Source organism: Clostridium sp. N3C, from assembly GCF_900095445.1.
Lineage (GTDB): Bacteria > Bacillota > Clostridia > Clostridiales > Clostridiaceae > Clostridium_AU.
Window position 1 is genome coordinate 1 of the sequence record NZ_FMJL01000027.1, and the last position, 21925, is coordinate 21925.

Genomic DNA, 21925 nt, shown 5'->3' on the forward strand with positions numbered 1-21925 from the left:
TGCCCTTTTGCCATTGTAGACACTTCCTTCCCTTTTTATATTTTAAGGTGTTCGGATTTTTGTGTCTACACTAATATACTAACACCAATGCACATTTTTCAAATAATTTTGATTGCTATGATTTTAGTACTTACTTATGGAATTATACTAGCAGTAAAAAGAGGTAAAACGGGAGCCATATATTGTCTCACTGGTGGGGGTATATTTTTTCTGGCAGTTTTCAATGACGTAATGTATGCTTCACAAATTATAGAAACACAAAATTTAGTATACATAGGCATGGTAGTCTTTGTGTTTTTACAGGCTATAGTATTGGCTAAAAAATTATCCAGTGACTACAATATGGTAGAAAAGTTTTCCGAAAAACTTATTAATCTAAACAATCTAAAGGATGAGTTTCTAGCTAATACCTCTCATGAGTTGAGAACACCTCTAAATGGAATTATTGGTATCTTAGAATCTATGTTAGATGGAGCAGTAGGAGAATTAAATGGACAGCAAAAATATAATTTATCCTTAGTGGTAGCTAGCGCAAAAAGGTTATCAAATTTAGTTAAAGATATTTTAGATTTTTCACGATTAAAAAATAAGGATATAACTCTTAATAAAAGAGCTGTAGATATAAAATCTATGGTGGATGTAGTTATTGAATTTATAAAAGCAGCTAATACAAATGATAATATTGTTTTCATTAATGAAATAAAAACAGAGGAAGCCTTGGTTTACGGTGATGAAAGTCGTATAGAGCAAATATTAATTAATTTAATTGATAACGCTGCAAAGTTCACAGATAAAGGTAAAATTACTATTTCTTCAAGGAAAAAAGGTAACTTTATTGAAATATCAGTGTGCGATGAAGGCATAGGTATACCTGAGGAAAAATTAGAGGATATCTTTAAATCTTTTGAACAAATAGATGGCACTATTGAAAGAAAATATGGTGGTACCGGATTAGGTTTAAGTATTACTAAGTCTTTAGTAGAACTTCACGGTGGTGAAATTTATGTAAGGTCTACTTTAGGTAAGGGGAGTGAGTTCTATTTTACTCTTCCAATATTTAAAGGAAATTCAAATAACCAAGTTATTAAGATTAAAGCTGAAGGAAGAAAAGAAAAAAACAAGACCTTAATTATGAGCTTACTGAAGTAGAAAGAACAATTGACTTTGAAAATAGTTTTAAAATATTAGTGGTTGACGATGAAGCTATTAATCTTCAAGTATTAGATAATCAGTTAACCATGAAGGGATATGCAGTAATTAAAGCTCGGAATGGAGAGGAAGCATTAAATATAATATTTAATGAAAATCAACCGGTAGATTTAATAATCTTGGATATAATGATGCCTATAATTTCTGGATTTGATGTATGTAAGAAAGTAAGAGAAAAGTATAGTGCAACAGAAATTCCTATTCTCATGCTTACGGCTAAGGACGATCCCAAGGATATAGATAGTGCTTTAAAATGTGGAGCAAATGATTTTATATCCAAGCCTTTTGAAAAAAACGAGTTAATTGTTAGAGTTGAGACTTTGATAAAGTTAAAATCTTCCATGGAGTTTTCTAAAATTAACGCTAGGCGATTGGAAAATGAATGGATTACAAGAGTAATGGCAGAAAAACTTAATGAGTTTACTCAGGAGCTTACTAGCAGTTTAGATGTTCAAGAGTTGGCGGATAAAGTGGTTGTTAATCTTAATAAGCTTATTCCTTTTGAGAAAGCAGTGGTTGTGGTTGAAAATAAAGGTGGGGTGTATATCTCCGCTTTGAAAAGTGATGGTAAAATAGCTAGGTATAATAGAAAAGTGTCCGGTATAAATGAAATCAAAATTTATGAATCGGTTGTTTTAAATAAAAAACCTATGTTTTTGGAAAGTGCTAATGGTAAGGTAAAACTTGTAATTCCAATAGTTTATAATAATAAGACTAAAGGAATAATAATTTTAAGAAATAAGGATAAAAACATTTATACAGACTACGTAGAAAAAATAGCTATAAACATAGCAGCTCAAACAGGAATAGCCTTTGAAAATGCTAGATTATTCTCTGGCTTGAGAGAATTAGCAGATGTTGATGGATTAACAGGACTTTATAATAGGAGACATTTCTTTGAATTAGCTCAATATGAATTTGATAAATGTAAAGCTAGTAATGAAAAAATTGCTTTAGTTATGATGGATATAGACCATTTTAAATCTATTAATGATACATATGGTCACAGTTTTGGCGATGAAGTATTAAAAGAGTTATGTAGTCGTTGCAAAAGGAATATTAGAAATAAGGATATCATAGGAAGATATGGAGGAGAGGAGTTTATTTTAATAATGCCACAGATTGAAGAAGATTCTTTAGTAGCTATTACAGGAGGCTTAAGAAGAGCAGTGGAAGAAAAAAACTTTGTCTATGATGATATTTCTGTAAAAGTAACAATGAGTGTTGGTGTAGCGTTAATACATGATAGCATAAGCAATCTAGAGCAACTAAACCAAATAGCAGATCAGGCTTTATATGAAGCTAAAAGGAATGGACGTAATCAAGTGGTTATAAAAAATCTTACAAATTAAAAGTGAAAATAGTCTGTGCAAACTTCAAGAAGGATATATTATAATAATCCAAAGGAGGTTGCACAGACTATTTTATATAAAAGTTATTGAAAATTATTCTTTTCTAGTTGTTGTCTAAATTCTTTTACGTTTTCTTCAATAGTGTTGTTTTTAAATATAGCAGAACCGGATACTAATATATCTGCACCGTAGGAAGCTACCCTTTGGCAGTTATAAACAGTAACTCCGCCGTCAACACTGATTTCGTATGTATAATTATGTTCTTCTTTAATCTTTTTTAATAAGGCTATTTTGCTTAATGTATACTCAATTAAACTTTGGCCTCCGAAACCTGGATTAACGCTCATTACTAGGACGAGATCTACTTTTGAAAGTATATGTTCCAGTGATGAGATTGGAGTGGCAGGATTAATTGCTATACCTGCTTTAACTTGGTAGCTTTTGATCTGATCTATTAATCTATCTATGTGTATTTCGCTTTCTTGGTGCACTGTTATGTAGTCTGCTCCAGCTTTTACAAAGTCTTCGATGTAGCGAGAAGGTTTCTCAATCATTAAGTGAACATCGAAAGGAATACTGCTATATTTTTTTATAGATTTTATTACGGGCAAGCCTATAGAAATGTTAGGTACAAAGTTTCCGTCCATAACATCTATGTGTAATAAATCAACCTTAGCTTTTTCTAGTACTTTTAATTGATCTCCTAAATATGCAAAGTCTGCAGATAAAATGGATGGTGCTAGTTTAATCATTTTAAATTCCTCCAAGTTAATAGTGTACTGTATTTCAATTAAGATTATAGTATATTATGCTTTTATAATACAAGATTTTAATTTATAATTAAAGGTATCCTTAAGAATGGTATATAATAAAAGCATATAGGAAAATAATAAACCAATGGATTATGGACAAAAAAAAGTTTCTTTAATACTATTGATATTTATAAGTAGGAAGGTGTGTTGAATTGACTTATGATGTGAATGATAGTAAAAAGATAAAAAATAAAGGTAGCTTTATTTCTGATTTTGTAATACCAGTGGTAGTAGCACTTATTTTAGCCTACATACTTAATAGATTTGTCATATATAAAATATATATACCTTCGGGCTCCATGTACCCAACTTTACAAATAGGGGATCAGTGTTTTGCTACAAAAGTTTTTAATAAAGAAAAAATACAAAGAGGAGATATATTAGTTTTTTATTCTGAAGAGTTGCAGAAAAGATTGATTAAGCGTGTAATTGGTCTTCCTGGAGAAACGGTAGAAATAAGAAGTGATGGTCAAGTGTACATAGAAGGAGTTAGGCTTGAAGAAGAATATGTAAAAAATCCCGGTGGTCCTGCAAGAGCTTTCAAAGTGCCAGAGGATCATTATCTTTTCTTAGGGGATAATAGAGCTGAGTCAAGGGATGCTCGTTCTTGGGAAGAACCGTACATAAGTAGGGATGATATAGAAGGTAAGCCTTTTATAAGAATATTTCCTTTAAAAAAGTTTGGGATAATAAAATAATTGGTCTATTTACTTTTAACAATGAATGGGGGTATTACTGTGAAGGAAAATGATATTCATAAGGAAAAGGAAGAGGCTATAAGTGAAAGTTTGCAGGAAGCCTATGAAAGAGCTTATGAAGAAGAAAGACTAGAATATTCTAAGGAAGTTATAAAGTCAGAAATTCTTAATTATATATCAAAAAGAAAGGAATTTACTCAGTATATATTAGATTATAGAAAGAATTTGCTTGATGAGTATAGGGATGATGAAGATAAGGTAGCAGAGTATTTTGATCATGAAAGATTCGTTAAGGAAGAGACTTTTAAAGTAATAGATAGAAGGCTAAAGGAACTATTAATTTTAGAGAATTCACCTTACTTTGGAAGAGTAGACTTTACTGAAGAGGATAGTGAAGATAAGGAAACTATATATGTAGGAAGGTTTGGTATGACTCCAGAGGGAAGCTATGAACCTTTAGTGGTAGACTGGAGAGCACCGGTGGCAGCTCTTTTTTATAGTGGAAAGTTAGGGAAAACTACCTATAGGGCACCAATGGGAGAAATAGAGGCAGATGTTAAACTTAAGCGTCAATTTATTATAAAGCGTGGTAAGCTAACCGGTATGTTTGACAGTGCAGTGGAAGTAAAAGACGATATTCTACAGATGGTATTAAGTGAGAATTCCTCTAAGAAGCTAAAGGATATAATCATGACTATACAGGAGGAACAGGATAATATCATAAGACAACCAAGAACTAAAACTGTAGTAGTAAATGGTGTGGCGGGAAGTGGTAAAACCACAATAGCTTTACATAGAGTGGCCTATTTATTATATAACTATAGGGATATATTACAGGATAAAGTTCTTATACTAGGACCTAACAGTATATTTATGGAGTATATTTCTATGGTGCTTCCAAGTCTTGGAGAAGTAGGCGTTAAGCAAAGAACCTTTAAGGATTATGCACTGGAAATTTTAAATATGGAAGACAGTGATCTTCTATCCTTTAAAGATTATATGGAAAAAGTAATGCAACAGGATGATGACTTTATAAAGGAAATAACATATAAAAATTCTGCAGAGTATGTGAAGGAACTAGATAATAAGATCAATGAGTTGGAAGAGCAATATTATAAAATTCAAGATGTTTATCTTTTAGATAAGTTGGTAATAGATTCAAAAGAAATAGAGGAACTATTTAGGATTCATTATAAAAATATGCCTCTATTTAGAAGAAGTAAAAAGATTAAAAGAATTATATTTAGCAAAATTAAAGATATTAGAGACAATATGATTAGAGAAATTCAAAGTTACTATAAAAAATTATTAAACTCTATGTCACCAGAACAGCTAAATATTAATGGTAGTCAAATAGATTTTATGAGGAGAAGCAAAATAAGAGAGGTTTTAAGAGCGTCATTAGATACAAAGGCTGCTATGAAATGGATAGATAATCCTTCTATAGTAGAGGTTTATAATGAAATTAATAGTGGAAAGAAATTTATTTACGATGATTTAGCACCCTTGTTATATTTGAGTTTAAAATTGAAAGGAAATCTAATAAAAGAAGATATTAGACATGTTGTAATAGATGAAGCTCAAGACTATAATGCTCTTCAATTTATGGTTATTAAAGAGCTTACAAAATGTTCATCTATGACTATAGTAGGAGATGTTAATCAAAGATTAGTACCTTACAAGGGTAATATAGCTATGACGGAATTGAGTCATATATATAAAGATTTTGATGTGGAGGATTTTTCACTAGAAAAGAGCTATAGATCTACTAAAGAAATTATGGAATTTGCCAATAGCTATCTTAAAGAAAATAAGGTTGTTCCTCTAGTTAGAGAGGGAGAAAAGGTGGATGTAATAAACTTTAATGATAATAGTGAATTAGAAGCTATAGTAGAGAAAAAACTTCAAGAATTTAAAGAAAAGGATTATGAAAGTATAGCTTTAATTGCTAAGGATATGAAAACTATTGACAAGATAGGTGCTACACTTAGAAATAATCTTAATATTAAAGTAGTGGAAGATGAGTATCAAATATTTAGTGGCGGCACAGTTATGATGCCTTCTTATTACGCAAAAGGTTTAGAGTTTGATGCAGTAATAATATTAGAGGATAGCAGTGAAGATAATAGTAATGATGAAAATATTAAATATGTTATGAGTACTAGAGCACTTCATAATTTAACGGTACTTAGAAAAGTTTAAATGCAAAAACACGGTTTAAGGGGGGCTTAAACCGTGTTTTTGTTGTTGGGGATTAATTTTTATTTTAAGTATAAGAAGTTCTCATAAAATGAATTGCTCCTTATTTAAATTAAATTTTACTATAATTAAAATTTAAATTCAACATCTTTTTTTAAAAATTAGTTTCTTATTATAAAAGAGTGTAAAATAATGTTGAAGATTTAAATAGATTTGATTTATAGTAAGGTTATATTATAATATAAAGAGTTGTAAAATACATAAGAAGAAAAGTTAGTAGTTAAGTTTTCATCTATATAACAATAAGTTTAGATAGTGAATATCAGTATAAATAAGTAGAATAAGAGGTGTATGTATATGTATCCGTTAAAATTTTATAGTATTTATTTTGAAAAAATTTGGGGTGGCCGTCAATTAGAAGCCTATAAGGATGATATGCCTGCTGGAAATATAGGAGAGAGTTGGGATGTTGCCTGTCATGAGGATGGTACCAGCATTATTGCCAATGGAAGTTATAAAGATATGCCCCTAGATAAGCTTATAGAAGAAAAGGGAAATGAAGTAGTAGGAACTAAAATAGATAAAGATAGATTTCCATTGCTTTTAAAACTTATAAATTCCAATGATAAGTTATCTATACAGGTGCATCCTGATGATGAGTATGGATATAGGGTTGAAAAGGACTCTGGTAAAACGGAAGCTTGGTATGTAGTTGATGCTAAAGAAGGAGCAGAACTTATAGTAGGAGTAAAGAGTGGCTGTACAAGGGAGCAATTTAAAAAGGCTATAGAAGAGGGAAACTTAGAGCAGTATATGAATAAGGTGAAAATTAAAAAGGGAGATACTTACTTCATAAAAAGTGGATTAATGCACGCTATATGTGAAGGGGCTATCATAGCAGAAATTCAGCAAAATTCCAATACTACTTACAGAGTATATGACTATAACAGAGGTAGAGAACTTCATGTAGATAAGGCCCTTGATGTAGTAGATTTTAATTTAAGAGGAAATAAAAGGGAAGGGTTAAAGGTAGAAAGAGAAGGTTATAGCAAAACATATCTATGCTTAGCAAAGGAATTTTCTCTTGAAAAGTATGAGGTAAGTAAAGAATTTACTGAAAGTAGCGATCTAGAAAGATTCTATATCTTTACTTGCGTGGAAGGTTATGGAACGTTAAGCTATAAAGATGGTTTTGAGAGTATTAAAAGAGGAGAAAGTGTATTGATTCCTGCAGCTTTGGGTGAATACTCCTTTAAGGGAAATATGGTACTATTGAAAAGTTATGTGCCAGATTTAGAAAAGGTTGAAAATGAGATACTTCAAGTTATTAAAGGATAAGATAAGTTCTAATAAAAAGTACTTAATGAATAAGGAGTAAGAGCATCAACTATTCATTAAGTACTTTTTCCATAGAATAAAATATGTTAAAATATACATGCGAATTTAGTTATTAAAAGTAATAAAATACATAATAGAAGCTATTTGGAAAAGATAGAATGAGGGATATATATGGAATACAAAGTGAAAAGCAATAAACCTATGGAGTTTATTGATATAACAAATATAGTAAGGGAAGCCGTTGCAAAGAGCGGGGTTATGGATGGTATTGTTGTAGTTTTTGTGCCTCATACCACAGCAGGAATTACAATAAATGAAAATACAGATCCTGATGTGTGCTTTGATTTTTTATCTGATATAAATAAAGTTTTTCCTGGAAAAATAGAACATAGACATTTAGAAGGTAATTCCCATGCCCATATTAAGGCTTCATTAGTTGGTTCTTCAGTTACGGTAATAATTGAGCAGGGAAAGTTGAAGCTTGGAACTTGGCAGGGAATATTTTTCTGTGAATTTGATGGTCCAAGAAACAGAAAAATTTATATAAAGACCATAAAATCAGAATAAGCGGCCTAAGCCGCTTATTTTTACCATTCAGAAAAATCTCTGTCCACTGTAATAATGCAATTGTATTTAGGATGTAGTTCTTGAACCTTTTTATTAATATCTTCCTTTAATTTAGCCTCATCTTTATGGGTGAGTTTACCATTGGTAGCTATCACTACGTCAAATATTATGTTTTTAACTTCTCCTTCACCTACAATTCTCAAGTCGTGTATGGATTTAATATTTGGTAGGCTATGTATGGCCTCCTCAATTTGATTTTTTGTTTTATTTACTTCTTCATCGTTAACATTAATAGGATCCATATGAATTACCAATACTATATTTAATTTTTCAGATATTTCCCTCTCTGCTTCGTCTATAATGTTATGTATTTTTACTATGTTAATATCGGATGGTACTTCAGCGTGTATAGAAGCTATGCATTTACCGGGGCCGTAATTGTGAATTATTAAATCATGAACTCCACTTATATATTCATAAGACATAAGGTTATCTTTTATAGCTGAAGCTAACTGCGGATCTGGAGCTTCTCCAAGTAAGGGATTTAAAGTTTCTTTAACTAACTTATATCCATTATATAGGATTAATAAGGCTACTACTATTCCAATATAACCATCTAGAGGAAAGGATGTCCACAAAGATAGCAAGAGGGAAAAGGCCACAACACTGGAGGTAACTACATCTCCTAAGGCATCAAAGGAAGAAGCCTTTAGTGCGGAGGAATTTATTTTATTTCCAATAGTTTTATTAAAGCTAGATAGCCAGATTTTAATTAATATGGATAAAAGCATTAAAACAAAAGGAACAGTTTCAAATACCACTTCTTGCGGATTTATAATTCTATTAAAGGAGGATTTAATAAATTGAATACCTACAAACATTACCATAAAGGAAACCAGTAATGCAGAAATATACTCAATTCTACCATGGCCGAAGGGATGTTCTTCGTCTGCTGGCGCTTTGGAAAGTTTAAAACCTATAATGGTAATTAGGGAGGAGGCACTATCTGTAAAATTGTTAAAGGCATCTGCCGTTACCGCTATACTTTTAGTAAAAAGGCCTACTAGGAGCTTTATAATAAAAAGAATTATGTTGGCAACAATACCAACTATTCCAGCTAATGCTCCGTAATGTGATCTTACTTTATCATTTTTTATATTATCACTGTTTTTAATAAAGGTCTTTATCAATAATTTAGTTAACATCTACTCACATCCTTTTATTAGCTATTGTTTAATTATATAATATTAGTATATCATAAAAGTTATATTATATATTTTGAAAATGTTGTGGAGGTGCTCATATGAAAACTAATGAGGAATATGCTAAAGAGCTACTGGAATTTATAAATGAAAGTCCTACGCCTTATCATGCAGTATTAACTACAGAAGGCAGATTAAAAAATAATAATTTTATAGAATTAAAGGATAGTGATAAATGGAACCTAACTAAGGGGGGAAAATATTATCTCAAGGTAAATGATTCCGCTATTTTTGCTTTTGTAGTTGGAGAAGGAGAAATTGAGGAAACTGGTTTTAAAATAATAAGTGCTCATACAGACTCACCGGGATTTAAAATAAAGCCGAAGGCTGAAATTATAACAGAAGGTAAGTATATAAGCTTAAACACAGAAGTTTATGGAGGTCCTATTCTTAACACTTGGATGGACAGACCTCTCTCTATAGCTGGAAGAGTTACGGTAAATAGCGATGGATTTTTACCAAAGAAATACTTTGTTAATATAAAAAAGCCTTTACTAGTTATTCCTAATTTAGCTATACATTTTAATCGTAGAGTAAACGAAGGAGTAGAATTAAATCCACAAAGGCATACCCTACCTTTACTTACGGTATCAAGAGATAAAGCAGAAGAAGGTTTTCTAAGAAAATTGTTAGCTAAGGAAATTGATGTTAAAGATGAAGATATACTAGATTATGATTTGTTTTTATACGAATATGAAAATGGTTCAATAATTGGAGCAGAGGATGAACTAATATCTTCTAGCCGATTGGATAATTTAGCTATGGTTCATGCAGGTTTAGAGGCTTTAATCCATAGCCCTAAAGGTGAAAGCACTAAAGTGGTAGCCTTCTTTGATAATGAAGAAATAGGAAGTGCTACAAGACAGGGGGCGGATTCAGAAATACTGGTACATTTACTAGAAAGAATTGTAATAGGCTTAGGAAAAGGAAGAGAGGAATTGTTTAGAGCCTATGCTAATTCCTTTATGATATCTGCAGATCTAGCTCATGCTGTTCATCCTATTTTATCAGAGAAATATGATCCGCTAAATAGGGCTGTAATTAATGGAGGACCAGTAATTAAAATCAGTGCAGCTCAAAAGTATACCTCTGACAGTGTTACAACAGGAGTTTTTGAAATGATATGTAAAAGGGCTGGTGTTCCTGTACAGAAATTTGTTAACCGTTCTGATGAAAGAGGAGGTTCAACTATAGGTCCTATATCATCAACTCATTTACCAATAAGATCAGTGGATATAGGAACACCTATACTAGCTATGCATTCCGTTAGAGAATTGGGAGGAGTAGATGACCAAGGATATGTAATTAGGGCCTTCTTAGAGTTTTACAAAAAATGAAAAAAACTGTTGCAGAATATGAAGGGTTTATGTTAATATAAATGTGTTAAGATACAGCAAAGGCGCTTCTTTGCTGTATTTTTGTTAATATGTCAAAATTTAGATAAATGAACATAGCACTGTTGCTAAGGATAATATATTAGTAGTGTGTCTGTGAATATTTATATTTTATCTAAGGGGGCAGAAATTCTATTGTTTACTATGTTAAATCTTGTATTTATGCTTAAAAACGAGGATGGGGGAATGTAAAATGAAGTTATTTGGTAATATGAAAATTGTAGACAATGAACTTACCATAGGCGGTATAAAATGTTCTGATCTTGCCAAGGAATATGGAACGCCTTTATATGTATATGATGAAGATCTTATCAGAGATATCTGTAGAAGATATATGAAAGCCTTTTGCGGTGAGAGTAGAAATAATAGAGTAGCTTATGCAGGAAAAGCTTTTCTAACAATGGCTATGTGTAATATTGTTAAAGAGGAAGGTTTGTGTCTAGATGTAGTTTCTGGAGGAGAACTCTATACTGCATATAAGAGTGGCTTTCCAATGGAAAAGATATATTATCATGGCAATAACAAAACTCTAGATGAGATCGATATGGGAGTAAAATTAGGAGTAGGTAGATTTGTAGTTGATGGTTTTTCTGAAATTGAGCATATAAATAAAGCTGCAGAAAAATATAATACAAAGCAAAAGGTATTGCTTAGAGTTACTCCAGGTATTGAGGCTCATACTCATGACTACATTAAGACAGGACAGATAGATTCAAAGTTTGGTTTTACTCTATTAAATGATAATGTACTAAATGTAGTTAAAGAAGTTATGAAGGCAGAAAATATCGAATTAGCAGGTTTCCATTGCCATATAGGTTCTCAAATATTTGATACACAACCTTATAAGGATGCAGTAGATGTGATGTTATCACTAATGCAAAATATTTATGATGAGACAGGATATATGCTTAAAGAATTAGACCTAGGTGGCGGTATTGGTATATATTACACCGAAGCAGATAAACCTCTTGAATTAGAAGAGTTCTGCGGTGCTATTATAGATGCTTATGATAGAAAGTGCAAGGATCTTAGCATTGAAGCTCCAATGCTTACTATTGAACCAGGAAGATCTATTGTAGCAAATGCAGGTATTACCTTGTATACCGTTGGATCAATAAAGGAAATACCTGGTGTAAGAAAATATATATCTGTAGATGGAGGAATGACAGATAATATTAGACCAGCTCTATATGGTGCTAAATACGATTGCCTATTAGCTAATAGAGTTGAAGATAGGGAAACAGAAGTGGTAACTATTGCTGGAAAGTGCTGTGAGTCCGGAGATATCCTTATAAAGGATGCTACTTTACCTGTTGCAAAATCTGGAGATTTACTAGCAATACTAACTACTGGAGCTTATGGTTTCTCCATGGCAAGTAACTATAATAAGATTCCTAAGGCTGCAGTAGTAATGGTGTCAGAAGGAAAATCTAGATTGGTCTATAAAAGAGAAAGCTATGAAGATCTAATAAAGAATGAGTTAATTTAGGGATGTTTTATTTCTATAAGGGATGGAAATAAAACATCCCTTTTTATTCCTAATAATTTTCTATTTCTTGGGCAATAATAATCAAAGTGAAAGGAAAATTATGACCAAGAAAGGGAGAAAGGTATGATATATGTATATTTAGCAGTTATTACACTTGCCTTAGCACTAATTATTTACCTATTTTTTAATGAAGAAGATAAAGATGAAAATATCATGGAAGATTTTCCTAATATATATGTTAACAGTGAGGAATTAGAGAGGCATGCTGTTCAAATATCTACACACTTTTCTGAGACAAAACGGATAAATTCAAAAAGAAAATTAATAAAAAGCCTTGATAAGAGTTTTGAAGCTATTATAACGGCTTATGAGTTTATTGAGAAAGAACTTGATCATAAACAGGACATGGTACCTGCAGCAGAATGGCTTCTCGATAATTTATATTTAATTCAAAAAGAATATAAGGACGTTAAATATAGTATGCCAGAAAGCTATTATAAGAACTTACCAGTGATTAGCAAAGGCATTATGAAAGGATACCCGAGAGTTTATCACATAGCAGTAGAAATAATATCTCATACTGATGGAATGATAGATGAAGAAAGAGTAGAAAGCTTTATAAAAGCCTACCAAAGGAATACTATATTAACCAGTGGAGAACTATGGGCCTTGCCTATAATGCTTAGAATTGCCTTGATTCAAAATATAAGTCACATAGTAGAAAAGATAGTTTATGCAATAAAAGAAAAAAGAAAAGGAGAACTCGTGGCAGACAGAATCATTAATGCCTTTGCAGAAAAAAAACTTAGTCAGGAGATAGAAGTGTTAAAAAACACACAATTTACATTTTCATCCCATTTTGTTGAAAGAATTATAAAGGTTATTAGGGATAACGGTGTAGATAGTGATGAGGTATATAAATGGCTTAATGAAAACTTAGAAGCTAATCAATCCAGCATAGAAAAAACTATTAACAGAGAGCATAGAAAGCAAGCTAACTATCAGATTTCTTTAGGGAATAGTATTTCTTCTATTAGAGCTTTATCAGGAATAAGTTGGAAGGATTCCTTTGAAAGGCTTAGCTACGTAGAGCAAATTTTAAAAAATGACCCTGCAGAAGTTTATTCAAATATGGATTTTGAGTCACGAGATAGTTATAGACATAGTTTGGAATTAATAGCTAGAAAGGCTAAGGTAGGAGAAGCCTTTGTAGCCAAAAAGGTGATAGAATGCGCCAAGGAAGCAAAGGAAAGAGGGGGAGAGGACTACCAAGCTCATGTAGGATACTATTTAATTGATGATGGTATTAAATATTTAAAGAAAAAAATAGATTATAAGCGGTCTTTGACAGATGCAATTACAGATGGGATAAAAAGTAAACCTTTATTATTCTACTTATTAGTAGTTATCTTAGGAATTGCATTAATTGAAGTAGTTGCTATATCTACAAGTTTATACAGAGATTTAAATAGGGACTTATGGAGATATATAGTTGCTGCAATAGCAGTGCTTATTCCTGCCAGTGAAATTGTTATATCCATATTAAATTGGAGTATAAACTCTTTAACCAGACCTAGCTTTATTCCTAAAATGGCATTGGAAGATGGTATACCAGAGGAATGTGCTACAGTAGTGGCAATTCCAACTTTAATAAATAGTGAAAAAAGGGCTCTAGAATTACTAGAGGATTTAGAAATATATTATCTATCCAATTCAGAAGATAATTTATATTTTGCTTTGCTAGGAGATTTTTGTGATAGTGATAAAGAGCAGGAAGAAAAAGATTCTCATATTATAAATGCTGCTTTAAAAAGAGTTAGGGAGTTAAATAAAAAGTATGGTAAAGATGGAGTAGATAAGTTTTATTTCTTATGTAGACGTAGGCTATATAACGAAAAACAAGGTTGTTGGATGGGTTGGGAGAGAAAAAGAGGAAAACTTATGGAGTTTAATGCTTTATTAAGGGGGGATAAAAATACCACATATAATGTAATTAGCGGGGATATCAGTAGACTACAAAGGGTTAAATATATAATAACCTTAGATAGTGATACTGTTTTGCCTAGAGAGGCTGCAAAACGAATGATTGGAGCCATGACCCATGTGCTGAACAGAGCAAAGGTTGATAAGGGAAAGAAGAAGGTTCTTAGAGGATATGGAATTATGCAGCCAAGAGTTAGTGTTGGTAATGTTAATGCTAATAAGACACCTTTTTCAAGAATATTCTCTGGAGAAACCGGTATAGACATATATACCACTGCCGTATCTGATGTATATCAGGATCTCTTTAAAGAAGGTATTTTCACTGGAAAGGGGATTTATGATATAGATGTATTTGAAGCAGTTTTGAAGGATGAAATTCCAGAAAATACAGTGCTTAGCCATGACTTACTAGAAGGTAGCTACGTAAGGACTGCATTAGTTACAGACATAGAATTGGTAGACGGATATCCAGCATACTATAATGCTAGTTGTAAGAGGCTACATAGATGGGTTCGAGGAGATTGGCAGTTGATTCCTTGGATTACTAAAAGGAGTCCTTTGAATAAATTATCTATTTGGAAAATATTAGATAACTTAAGAAGAAGTCTTTTAAGTCCATCTATAATTTTGCTTATAATTTTAGCTTTCACTGTGTTACCTAATTATGGACCTTGGATAATTATAGCTTTCCTCTCCATAATGTGCCCTGTATTTTTTGACGTTTCAGAAGTGGTTATGCTTCCTAGCAAAAGCATAAGCTTAACAGGAAAACTAAAAAACAGTCTAATGGCTGTAGAGCAAGTCTTTATGCTTTTTTGTTTCCTGCCTTATATGGCATACTTAATGTGTGATGCTATATTTAGAACCCTATACCGCTTATATATAAGTAAAAAAAATCTTTTAGAATGGCAAACAGCTGCCGATGCAGAAGCACAAAGCGGCAAGACTTTAAAGTCCTATATAAAAGGCATGTGGGTTGGAAGTACTTTAGCTGTGCTTATATTAGTATTGGCTTTTTTTAACTCCCCTTCCTGGGGCTTAATCATGCTTCCATCTACTATTCTTTGGTTTGTAAGTCCTTATATTGCTTACTATATTAGCCAAGAATATAGTAAGGAAGTTTATAACTATAATAAAGAAGATGAAAGGTTATTGAGAAGATTAAGTAGAGAAACTTGGGCTTATTTTGAGGATTTTGTTAATAAAGAGAACAATTGGCTACCGCCGGATAATTATCAAGAAAATCCTCCTAATGGGGTGGCTCATAGAACATCACCTACAAATATTGGTATGGGCATTACTAGCAATCTTTGTGCTCATGATCTAGGGTATATAACTTTAAGTGATACTATTGAAAGAATCGATAAAACTTTAACTGCTATTGAAAGTTTAGATAAATTTAAGGGGCATTTATATAATTGGTATGACACTAAAAGTAAAGAGCCACTTTATCCAAGATATGTATCCTCAGTAGATAGCGGTAATATGGTGGCATATTTATGGCTGGCAGCTAAAGCCCTTGAGGATTATATAAACGAACCATTATTAAAGGATAATTATAAATTTGGCATAGAAGATACTATAAGGTTAGCTTCTACAGAAATAAATGAAAAGACATCTATAAAAAATCCTTACGAAGATATTTTGAAGGATCTTGAAAAGATTGATATGAATATTAGCAGTTGGAAGAGCTTTTTAATGAAATTGTGGAGTAAAGTTATAGATATTGAAAAGAAAACCAATGATAAAGGACTGTATTGGAATGCTAAACTTAAAAGTAGCTGTAGCAAATACTTAGGAGAAATTCAAAGGTATGCTCCTTGGGTAGACATCTTAAAATCAGAGGAATTGATGGAAATTAATGAGCTTCATGAATTAGAAGCTATTCTAATCTCAGTTCCTTTTAGTAAAATGAATGATTATTTAAATAATATATATGAAAAAATCCAAGCTTTAAGTAAGGATACAGGGGGAAAGAAAGAAGCCATATTGGAGCTAATAGCTAATAGTAGAAAGGAAATATATGACCAATGTTTAAAGACTAAAAATATTATAGGTAGATTATATAACTTTGTTAAAGCTACAGATTTTAAAGTGCTCTATGATAAAAAAAGACAACTGTTTTCCATTGGCTATGATGTAGAAAAGGATACCTTAAATAATAGCTACTATGATTTGCTAGCCTCCGAGGCCCGTTGTGCAAGTTTTATATCAATAGCTAAAGGGGATATAGAACAAAAACATTGGTTTAAATTAGGACGTTCTATAACGGTAATGGGTAAATATAAAGGCTTGGTTTCTTGGAGTGGTACTATGTTTGAATATTTTATGCCGCTACTTATTATGAGAAGCTATCCAGATACTATTTTAGATGAAACCTATAGGGCTGTTATAGAAAGTCAAAAGAAATATTGCAAGGAAAGAAATGTACCTTGGGGAATATCGGAATCTGCCTTTTATTACTTTGACAAGGCTATGAATTATCAATATAAAGCTTTTGGTGTACCAGGGGTAGGATTAAAAAGAGGTCTTTCAAATGAACTGGTAGTAGCTCCTTATGCAAGCGTAATTACTTTGCAAAAAGATTTAAAGGGTAGTTTAAATAACATTAGAAGATTAATAAAGGAAGGTTTGGAAGGCAGATATGGACTTTATGAAGCTATAGATTTTACAAGGGATAGATTACCTAAGGGCAAAAGTAAAATGGTGGTAAGAAATTACATGGTTCACCATCAAGGCATGAGCTTAATGGCTTTAAATAATGTATTAAGAGAGGATGTGCTAGTTAGAAGATTTCATAGTATACCAGAAGTTAAAGCTACTGAGTTACTACTTCAAGAAAAGATGCCTAAGACTGTAGTTTATGATAGAAAGCTAAGCTTCAATACTTATGAAGGAACTAAGACTAAACCTAGTCTTTTTGTAAGGTCCTATAATACTGCTCTTACAGAAAGTCCTGAAACTCACATACTATCTAATGGAAGTTACAGCACTATGATAACCAACAGTGGTAGTGGTTATGGTAAAAGAGATGAAATGACTGTATATCGTTGGAGGGAAGATGCTACCGATGATAGTAATGGTATGTTTATCTTCGTAAAGAATCTTAATAATGGTCAGTACTGGAGTACCACTTATCAACCATGCAAAAGTGAGGGAGAAGAATATAATGTTATTTTCTCCATGGATAAGGTTGAGTTTAAGAGAAAGGATGACCAGATTGCTACTCATACAGAAATAACTGTAAGCGTTGAAGATAATGCAGAAATAAGAAAAGTGACTTTGACTAATCATAGCAATGATCAAGTGACCTTGGAGATTACTTCCTATTGTGAGGTTACCTTAGCTCCATATAATGCAGATGTGGTTCATCCTACCTTTAGTAATTTGTTTATAAGTACAGAATACGATGATTCTAATGGATGTATTTTAGCTAATAGGAGACCGAGAGCAAAGGGGCAAAAGCAACCGTGGATGATGCAGACTATTGCCTTGCAGGGAGAAGCGGTAGGAAATGTACAATATGAAACCAGTAGACTAAACTTCATAGGTAGAGGCAGAACCCTTTATAATCCTATAGCTATGGATAAGGATGCACCATTGCATAATACGGTAGGAGCTGTTTTAGATCCAATAATTAGTATGAGAAGGAGAGTGGTGCTAAATAGTGGTGAAAGTTGTAAGATAGCCTACACCATAGCGGTGGCAGATTCAAAAGAAGAGGTTATAGCTTTAGCAAAGAAGTATAGAGAATTCCCTAATATTAACAGGGCCTTTGAGCTAGCTTGGACTGAGAGTCAAGTACAAATGAAGTATATGGGCATTAAGTCCACTCAGGCTAACTTATATCAAATAATGGCTTCTAGAATATTGTTTATAAACGAGCAATTAATACAGAGACAGGACTATATTAGAAACATTAAGAAGCATCAAAAGGATTTATGGCCCTTTGGTATTTCTGGTGACTTACCAATAGTTTTACTGATAATAAGGCATGAAAATGATTTGGATTTTGTAAGGCAGCTTATTAGTGCTCATGAATACTGGGCAATGAAAGGACTGAAGGTAGATTTAGTAATACTAAATCTTGAGGAAGTCTCCTATTCACAGCCTTTGCAACATGCAGTAAGAGACTTATTGGCACTGACAAAAGGTAGTTCAAAGAACAAAGGGGGAGTTTTTGTCCATAACAGGGCTACCATGGATGATGCTACTATAGAATTCCTTATGGCAATAGCCAGATTAGTTATAGATTCTGAAAAGGGAAGTTTATCTCAACAAATTAATGACGGTTGGGATACTAAGGTTAATTTGATAAAAATTCAGAATCTGGACGATAATGAGCTAGACAAAGAAGCAGTTAGCTATATGAGAGGCAGGGCTGCAGAAAATAAGCCTATAAGAAAAAATGAATACGGAAATAAAGATAAAAAAGACTTAAGTAAAGATAGTATAGGTAAATTTAAGTGGAAGTTGAAGCAAGCTTATTCAGTAGAATTTAGTAGGGAAATCACAAGTCTTAACAGAAAAATTATGAAAAAATATTATGATCCTGAAGATCTATACTACTTTAATGGCTATGGAGGCTTTAATAAGGAAAACAATGCTTATGTTATAATTCTTGATGAATTTAAAAGTACACCAGCACCTTGGATAAATGTAATTTCAAATGACAAATTCGGATTCCATGTTTCTGAAAGTGGCTCTGCTTACACATGGAGTGAGAATAGTAGAGAAAATAAAATTACACCTTGGTCTAACGATGCTATAACAGATAGACCAGGAGAAGCTCTATTTATAAGAGATGAAGAAAGCGGAGATTATTGGAGCATAACTCCAAAGCCAATAAGGGATAATGGTAGGTATATTATAGAGCATGGTTTTGGTTACTCTAAATTTATACATGAAGCCTACGGCATTGAAGGTATTGAAACCATGTATACTCCTATGAATGAAAGGTGCAAAATAATAATTGTAACATTGAATAACGTTAGCGGAAGGAAAAGGAAATTATCTCTTACCTATTATGCTCAATTAGTTTTAGGTGTAGTGCCTGAAAATACGGCCCAATATATAAGCACTACTATTGATCAAGAGCATAAGTATATTTATGGTGAAAATTCTTACAGTGAGCATTTTGGAAAATTCAAAGCTTTTCTTCATATTTCTGGAGGCAAAGAAGAAAGCTTTACTGGTTCAAGAAAAGAATTCATTGGTAGAGGAAAAAGTATTTTCTCTCCTGAAGCAATGAGAAAGGAACAACTTTCCAATATAAGTGGAGCTGGAATAGATCCTTGCCTTTGCAAAAATATTAAAACAGATCTAGGTCCTGGTGAGGAAAAAAGCTTTATTGTAATTTTAGGCCAATATGAAAGCTTGGAGGAAATTGAAAGTTGTATAAAAAGTTTTGGTAATATTCAACAAGCTGCTGATAGTTTGGAGCAGACCTTAAATTACTGGCAGCAGTTCCTAGGACGTATAAAGGTGAACACACCGGATAAATCTATGGATCTATTACTAAATGGATGGCTTATGTACCAAACATTAGCTTGTAGGTATTGGGCTAGAACTGCTTTCTATCAGTCTGGAGGCGCTTATGGTTATAGGGATCAGCTTCAAGACTCTATGAACATAGGAATTATTGACAGCAAGGTTACAAGAGAGCAAATATTAAGAAGTGCTGAAAGACAGTTTACGGAAGGTGATGTTCAGCATTGGTGGCATCCTATTGTAGATAGTGGAATAAGAACAAGATTTTCCGATGACCTTCTTTGGTTGCCTTATGTAACAGCTAATTATATTAGCAGTACTGGTGATTATTCAATACTAGATGAAACCGCTGGATATCTGGAGGATGAACCCTTAAGAGAAGGTGAGGACGAGAGATATACAGTAGCTAGAAATAGTCCGAAGGTAGGAAGCATATATGAACATTGCCTAAAGGCCATAGACAGAGCTTTGAAATTTGGACCTCATAATATTCCACTAATGGGTAGCGGTGATTGGAATGATGGAATGAGCACCGTAGGAAATGAAGGAAAAGGAGAAAGTGTATGGCTAGGATGGTTCTTGTACAGCATTCTCCATAGTTTTAAAGAAATATGTAAGTATAAAAAGGATGAAGCTAAATACGAAGAATACAAAAATCAAGCAGAGTTTATTAGAAGAAATATAGAAGAAAATGCTTGGGATGGTAGCTGGTATAGAAGAGCTTATTTTGATGATGGTACTCCTTTAGGATCTATTGAAAATGATGAATGTCAAATAGACTCCATTGCTCAGTCTTGGTCTATTATTAGCGGTGCCGGTGATCCTAATAGGGTAAAACAGGCAATGTCTTCTGCGGAAAAGTATTTAGTAAAAGAGGATAAGGGTATGATCTTGCTCTTAACTCCAGCTTTTAATAATTCTTCTTTAGAGCCTGGTTATATAAAGGGCTATGTACCTGGAGTTAGGGAAAATGGTGCCCAATATACCCATGCGGCGGTTTGGTTCATATTAGCTGAAGCTCTACAAGGAAATGGAGATAAAGCTTGGACCTATTTTAATATGATTAATCCAATAAACCACTCAGAAACTACTTTAGAATGTGAACAGTACAAGGTGGAACCCTATGTAATGTGCGCAGATGTATATAACAGAGAACCTCATTATGGAAGAGGCGGTTGGAGCTGGTATACTGGAGCTTCTGGCTGGATGTATAGGGTGGGAATAGAGGCTATCCTAGGTTTAAAATTAAAGGGTCAAAAAGGCTTTGTAGTAGAGCCAGCCATACCCTATAGTTGGGAAGAGTATAGTATTGAATTTACAAGAGAAAATTGTAAATACTATATAAAAGTAAAGAGGGCTGAAGATAAATATGTTAGCTTGGATGGTAAAAAACTTCCAGATACTATTATTCCATGGTTAGATGAAGGGGAGCATCAAGTTTTAGTTATGATTTAAGAAGTATATTAATATAGTTTTTTGTAAATATTAATAAAGGTATTTACAAAGATTGTCCTATTGAGGTAAAATATAATAAAAGATATCTACAAAAAATAATTATCTATAATATAAGGAGGTTATTATATGTCAGCAAAACATGAAATATATAAATGTGAGGTATGTAAAAATATTATAGAGGTAATTAATAATGGTGATGGACCATTATATTGCTGTGATCAGCCTATGAAGGCTTTAAAAGAAAATACAGTGGATGCAGCTACAGAAAAGCATATTCCTGTAGTTGAAAAGGTTGATGGTGGAGTTAAGGTTACTGTTGGTTCTGTTGAACATCCAATGACTGAAGAACATTACATCATGTGGATAGAAGTTATCACAGATACTAAGACTTATAGAAAGGACTTAACACCTGCTGATAAACCAGAGGCATTCTTCCAAATTGATGAAGAAGTTAGAACTGTTAGAGAATACTGCAATTTACATGGACTTTGGAAAGCTTAATCCCCTTCTATCTATTGACAGAAAGAACATAAAGTTATAATATTTTTATAAAGAGTATATTTCTAAAATCGGTGAAGAGAAGCAAGTAGATTTATAAACAGACTTAAAGAGAGTCACGGTTGGTGGAAAGTGATAGTTATGTATAAATCGAATGGGTCTCTGAGATTTAAGATGAA

At 32.5% G+C, this 21925-nt stretch carries 12 protein-coding genes and 1 other annotated feature (1 of these 13 cut by a window edge); of the genes, 10 read left to right on the forward strand and 2 right to left on the reverse strand.

Annotated features, from left to right (window positions below):
• Both N3C_RS08690 and N3C_RS08695 read left to right on the forward strand, forming a co-directional pair.
• Nucleotides 1–1149: sensor histidine kinase (locus tag N3C_RS08690; protein ID WP_143312635.1), on the forward strand; the 1149-nt coding region annotated here is incomplete at its 5' end.
• Nucleotides 1150–1187: 38 nt separating this feature from the next.
• On the forward strand, nucleotides 1188–2561 hold the full coding sequence (locus N3C_RS08695; RefSeq protein WP_074365643.1) for a diguanylate cyclase: 1374 nt from the start codon (nucleotides 1188–1190) through the stop codon (nucleotides 2559–2561).
• Between the two features lie 83 nt (nucleotides 2562–2644).
• Here the strand turns inward: N3C_RS08695 and rpe are convergent, their stop codons facing one another.
• The gene (gene rpe / locus N3C_RS08700) at nucleotides 2645–3313 is read right to left on the reverse strand and encodes a ribulose-phosphate 3-epimerase (RefSeq protein ID WP_074365644.1); all 669 of its coding nucleotides are present in this window, start codon (nucleotides 3311–3313) and stop codon (nucleotides 2645–2647) included.
• 224 nt (nucleotides 3314–3537) lie between these two features.
• Here rpe and lepB point away from each other — a divergent pair, with 224 nt between their 5' ends.
• From lepB to N3C_RS08720, 4 genes are all read left to right on the forward strand, one after another.
• Complete coding sequence (lepB, locus tag N3C_RS08705; RefSeq protein WP_074365677.1) at nucleotides 3538–4071, forward strand: signal peptidase I; 534 nt, start codon at nucleotides 3538–3540, stop codon at nucleotides 4069–4071.
• Between the two features lie 21 nt (nucleotides 4072–4092).
• Entirely contained in the window at nucleotides 4093–6273 is a 2181-nt protein-coding gene (locus N3C_RS08710; RefSeq protein WP_083604489.1) for a HelD family protein, read from the forward strand.
• Between the two features lie 354 nt (nucleotides 6274–6627).
• The gene (locus N3C_RS08715) at nucleotides 6628–7608 is read left to right on the forward strand and encodes a type I phosphomannose isomerase catalytic subunit (RefSeq protein ID WP_074365646.1); all 981 of its coding nucleotides are present in this window, start codon (nucleotides 6628–6630) and stop codon (nucleotides 7606–7608) included.
• Nucleotides 7609–7779: 171 nt separating this feature from the next.
• On the forward strand, nucleotides 7780–8175 hold the full coding sequence (locus N3C_RS08720) for a secondary thiamine-phosphate synthase enzyme YjbQ (RefSeq protein ID WP_074365647.1): 396 nt from the start codon (nucleotides 7780–7782) through the stop codon (nucleotides 8173–8175).
• A gap of 20 nt (nucleotides 8176–8195) precedes the next feature.
• Here the strand turns inward: N3C_RS08720 and N3C_RS08725 are convergent, their stop codons facing one another.
• A complete protein-coding gene (locus tag N3C_RS08725; protein WP_074365648.1) occupies nucleotides 8196–9380 on the reverse strand; it encodes a cation diffusion facilitator family transporter in 1185 nt (394 codons plus the stop codon).
• 98 nt (nucleotides 9381–9478) lie between these two features.
• Here N3C_RS08725 and N3C_RS08730 point away from each other — a divergent pair, with 98 nt between their 5' ends.
• The 4 genes from N3C_RS08730 to N3C_RS08745 all read left to right on the forward strand — a co-directional run bounded on the left by N3C_RS08730 (nucleotide 9479) and on the right by N3C_RS08745 (nucleotide 21749).
• Nucleotides 9479–10774, forward strand: coding sequence for a M18 family aminopeptidase (locus N3C_RS08730; protein ID WP_074365649.1), 1296 nt, complete (start codon nucleotides 9479–9481; stop codon nucleotides 10772–10774).
• A gap of 250 nt (nucleotides 10775–11024) precedes the next feature.
• Nucleotides 11025–12320 carry a diaminopimelate decarboxylase gene (lysA, locus tag N3C_RS08735; RefSeq protein WP_074365650.1) on the forward strand — a complete coding sequence of 432 codons (1296 nt, stop codon included), beginning with the start codon at nucleotides 11025–11027 and terminating at the stop codon, nucleotides 12318–12320.
• A gap of 123 nt (nucleotides 12321–12443) precedes the next feature.
• Entirely contained in the window at nucleotides 12444–21248 is an 8805-nt protein-coding gene (locus N3C_RS08740; RefSeq protein WP_074365651.1) for a glycoside hydrolase family 94 protein, read from the forward strand.
• A 126-nt stretch (nucleotides 21249–21374) separates the two neighbouring features.
• On the forward strand, nucleotides 21375–21749 hold the full coding sequence (locus N3C_RS08745) for a desulfoferrodoxin (protein ID WP_074365652.1): 375 nt from the start codon (nucleotides 21375–21377) through the stop codon (nucleotides 21747–21749).
• A gap of 62 nt (nucleotides 21750–21811) precedes the next feature.
• Nucleotides 21812–21925 (forward strand) — a binding site (T-box leader); it runs 111 nt beyond the window's last position.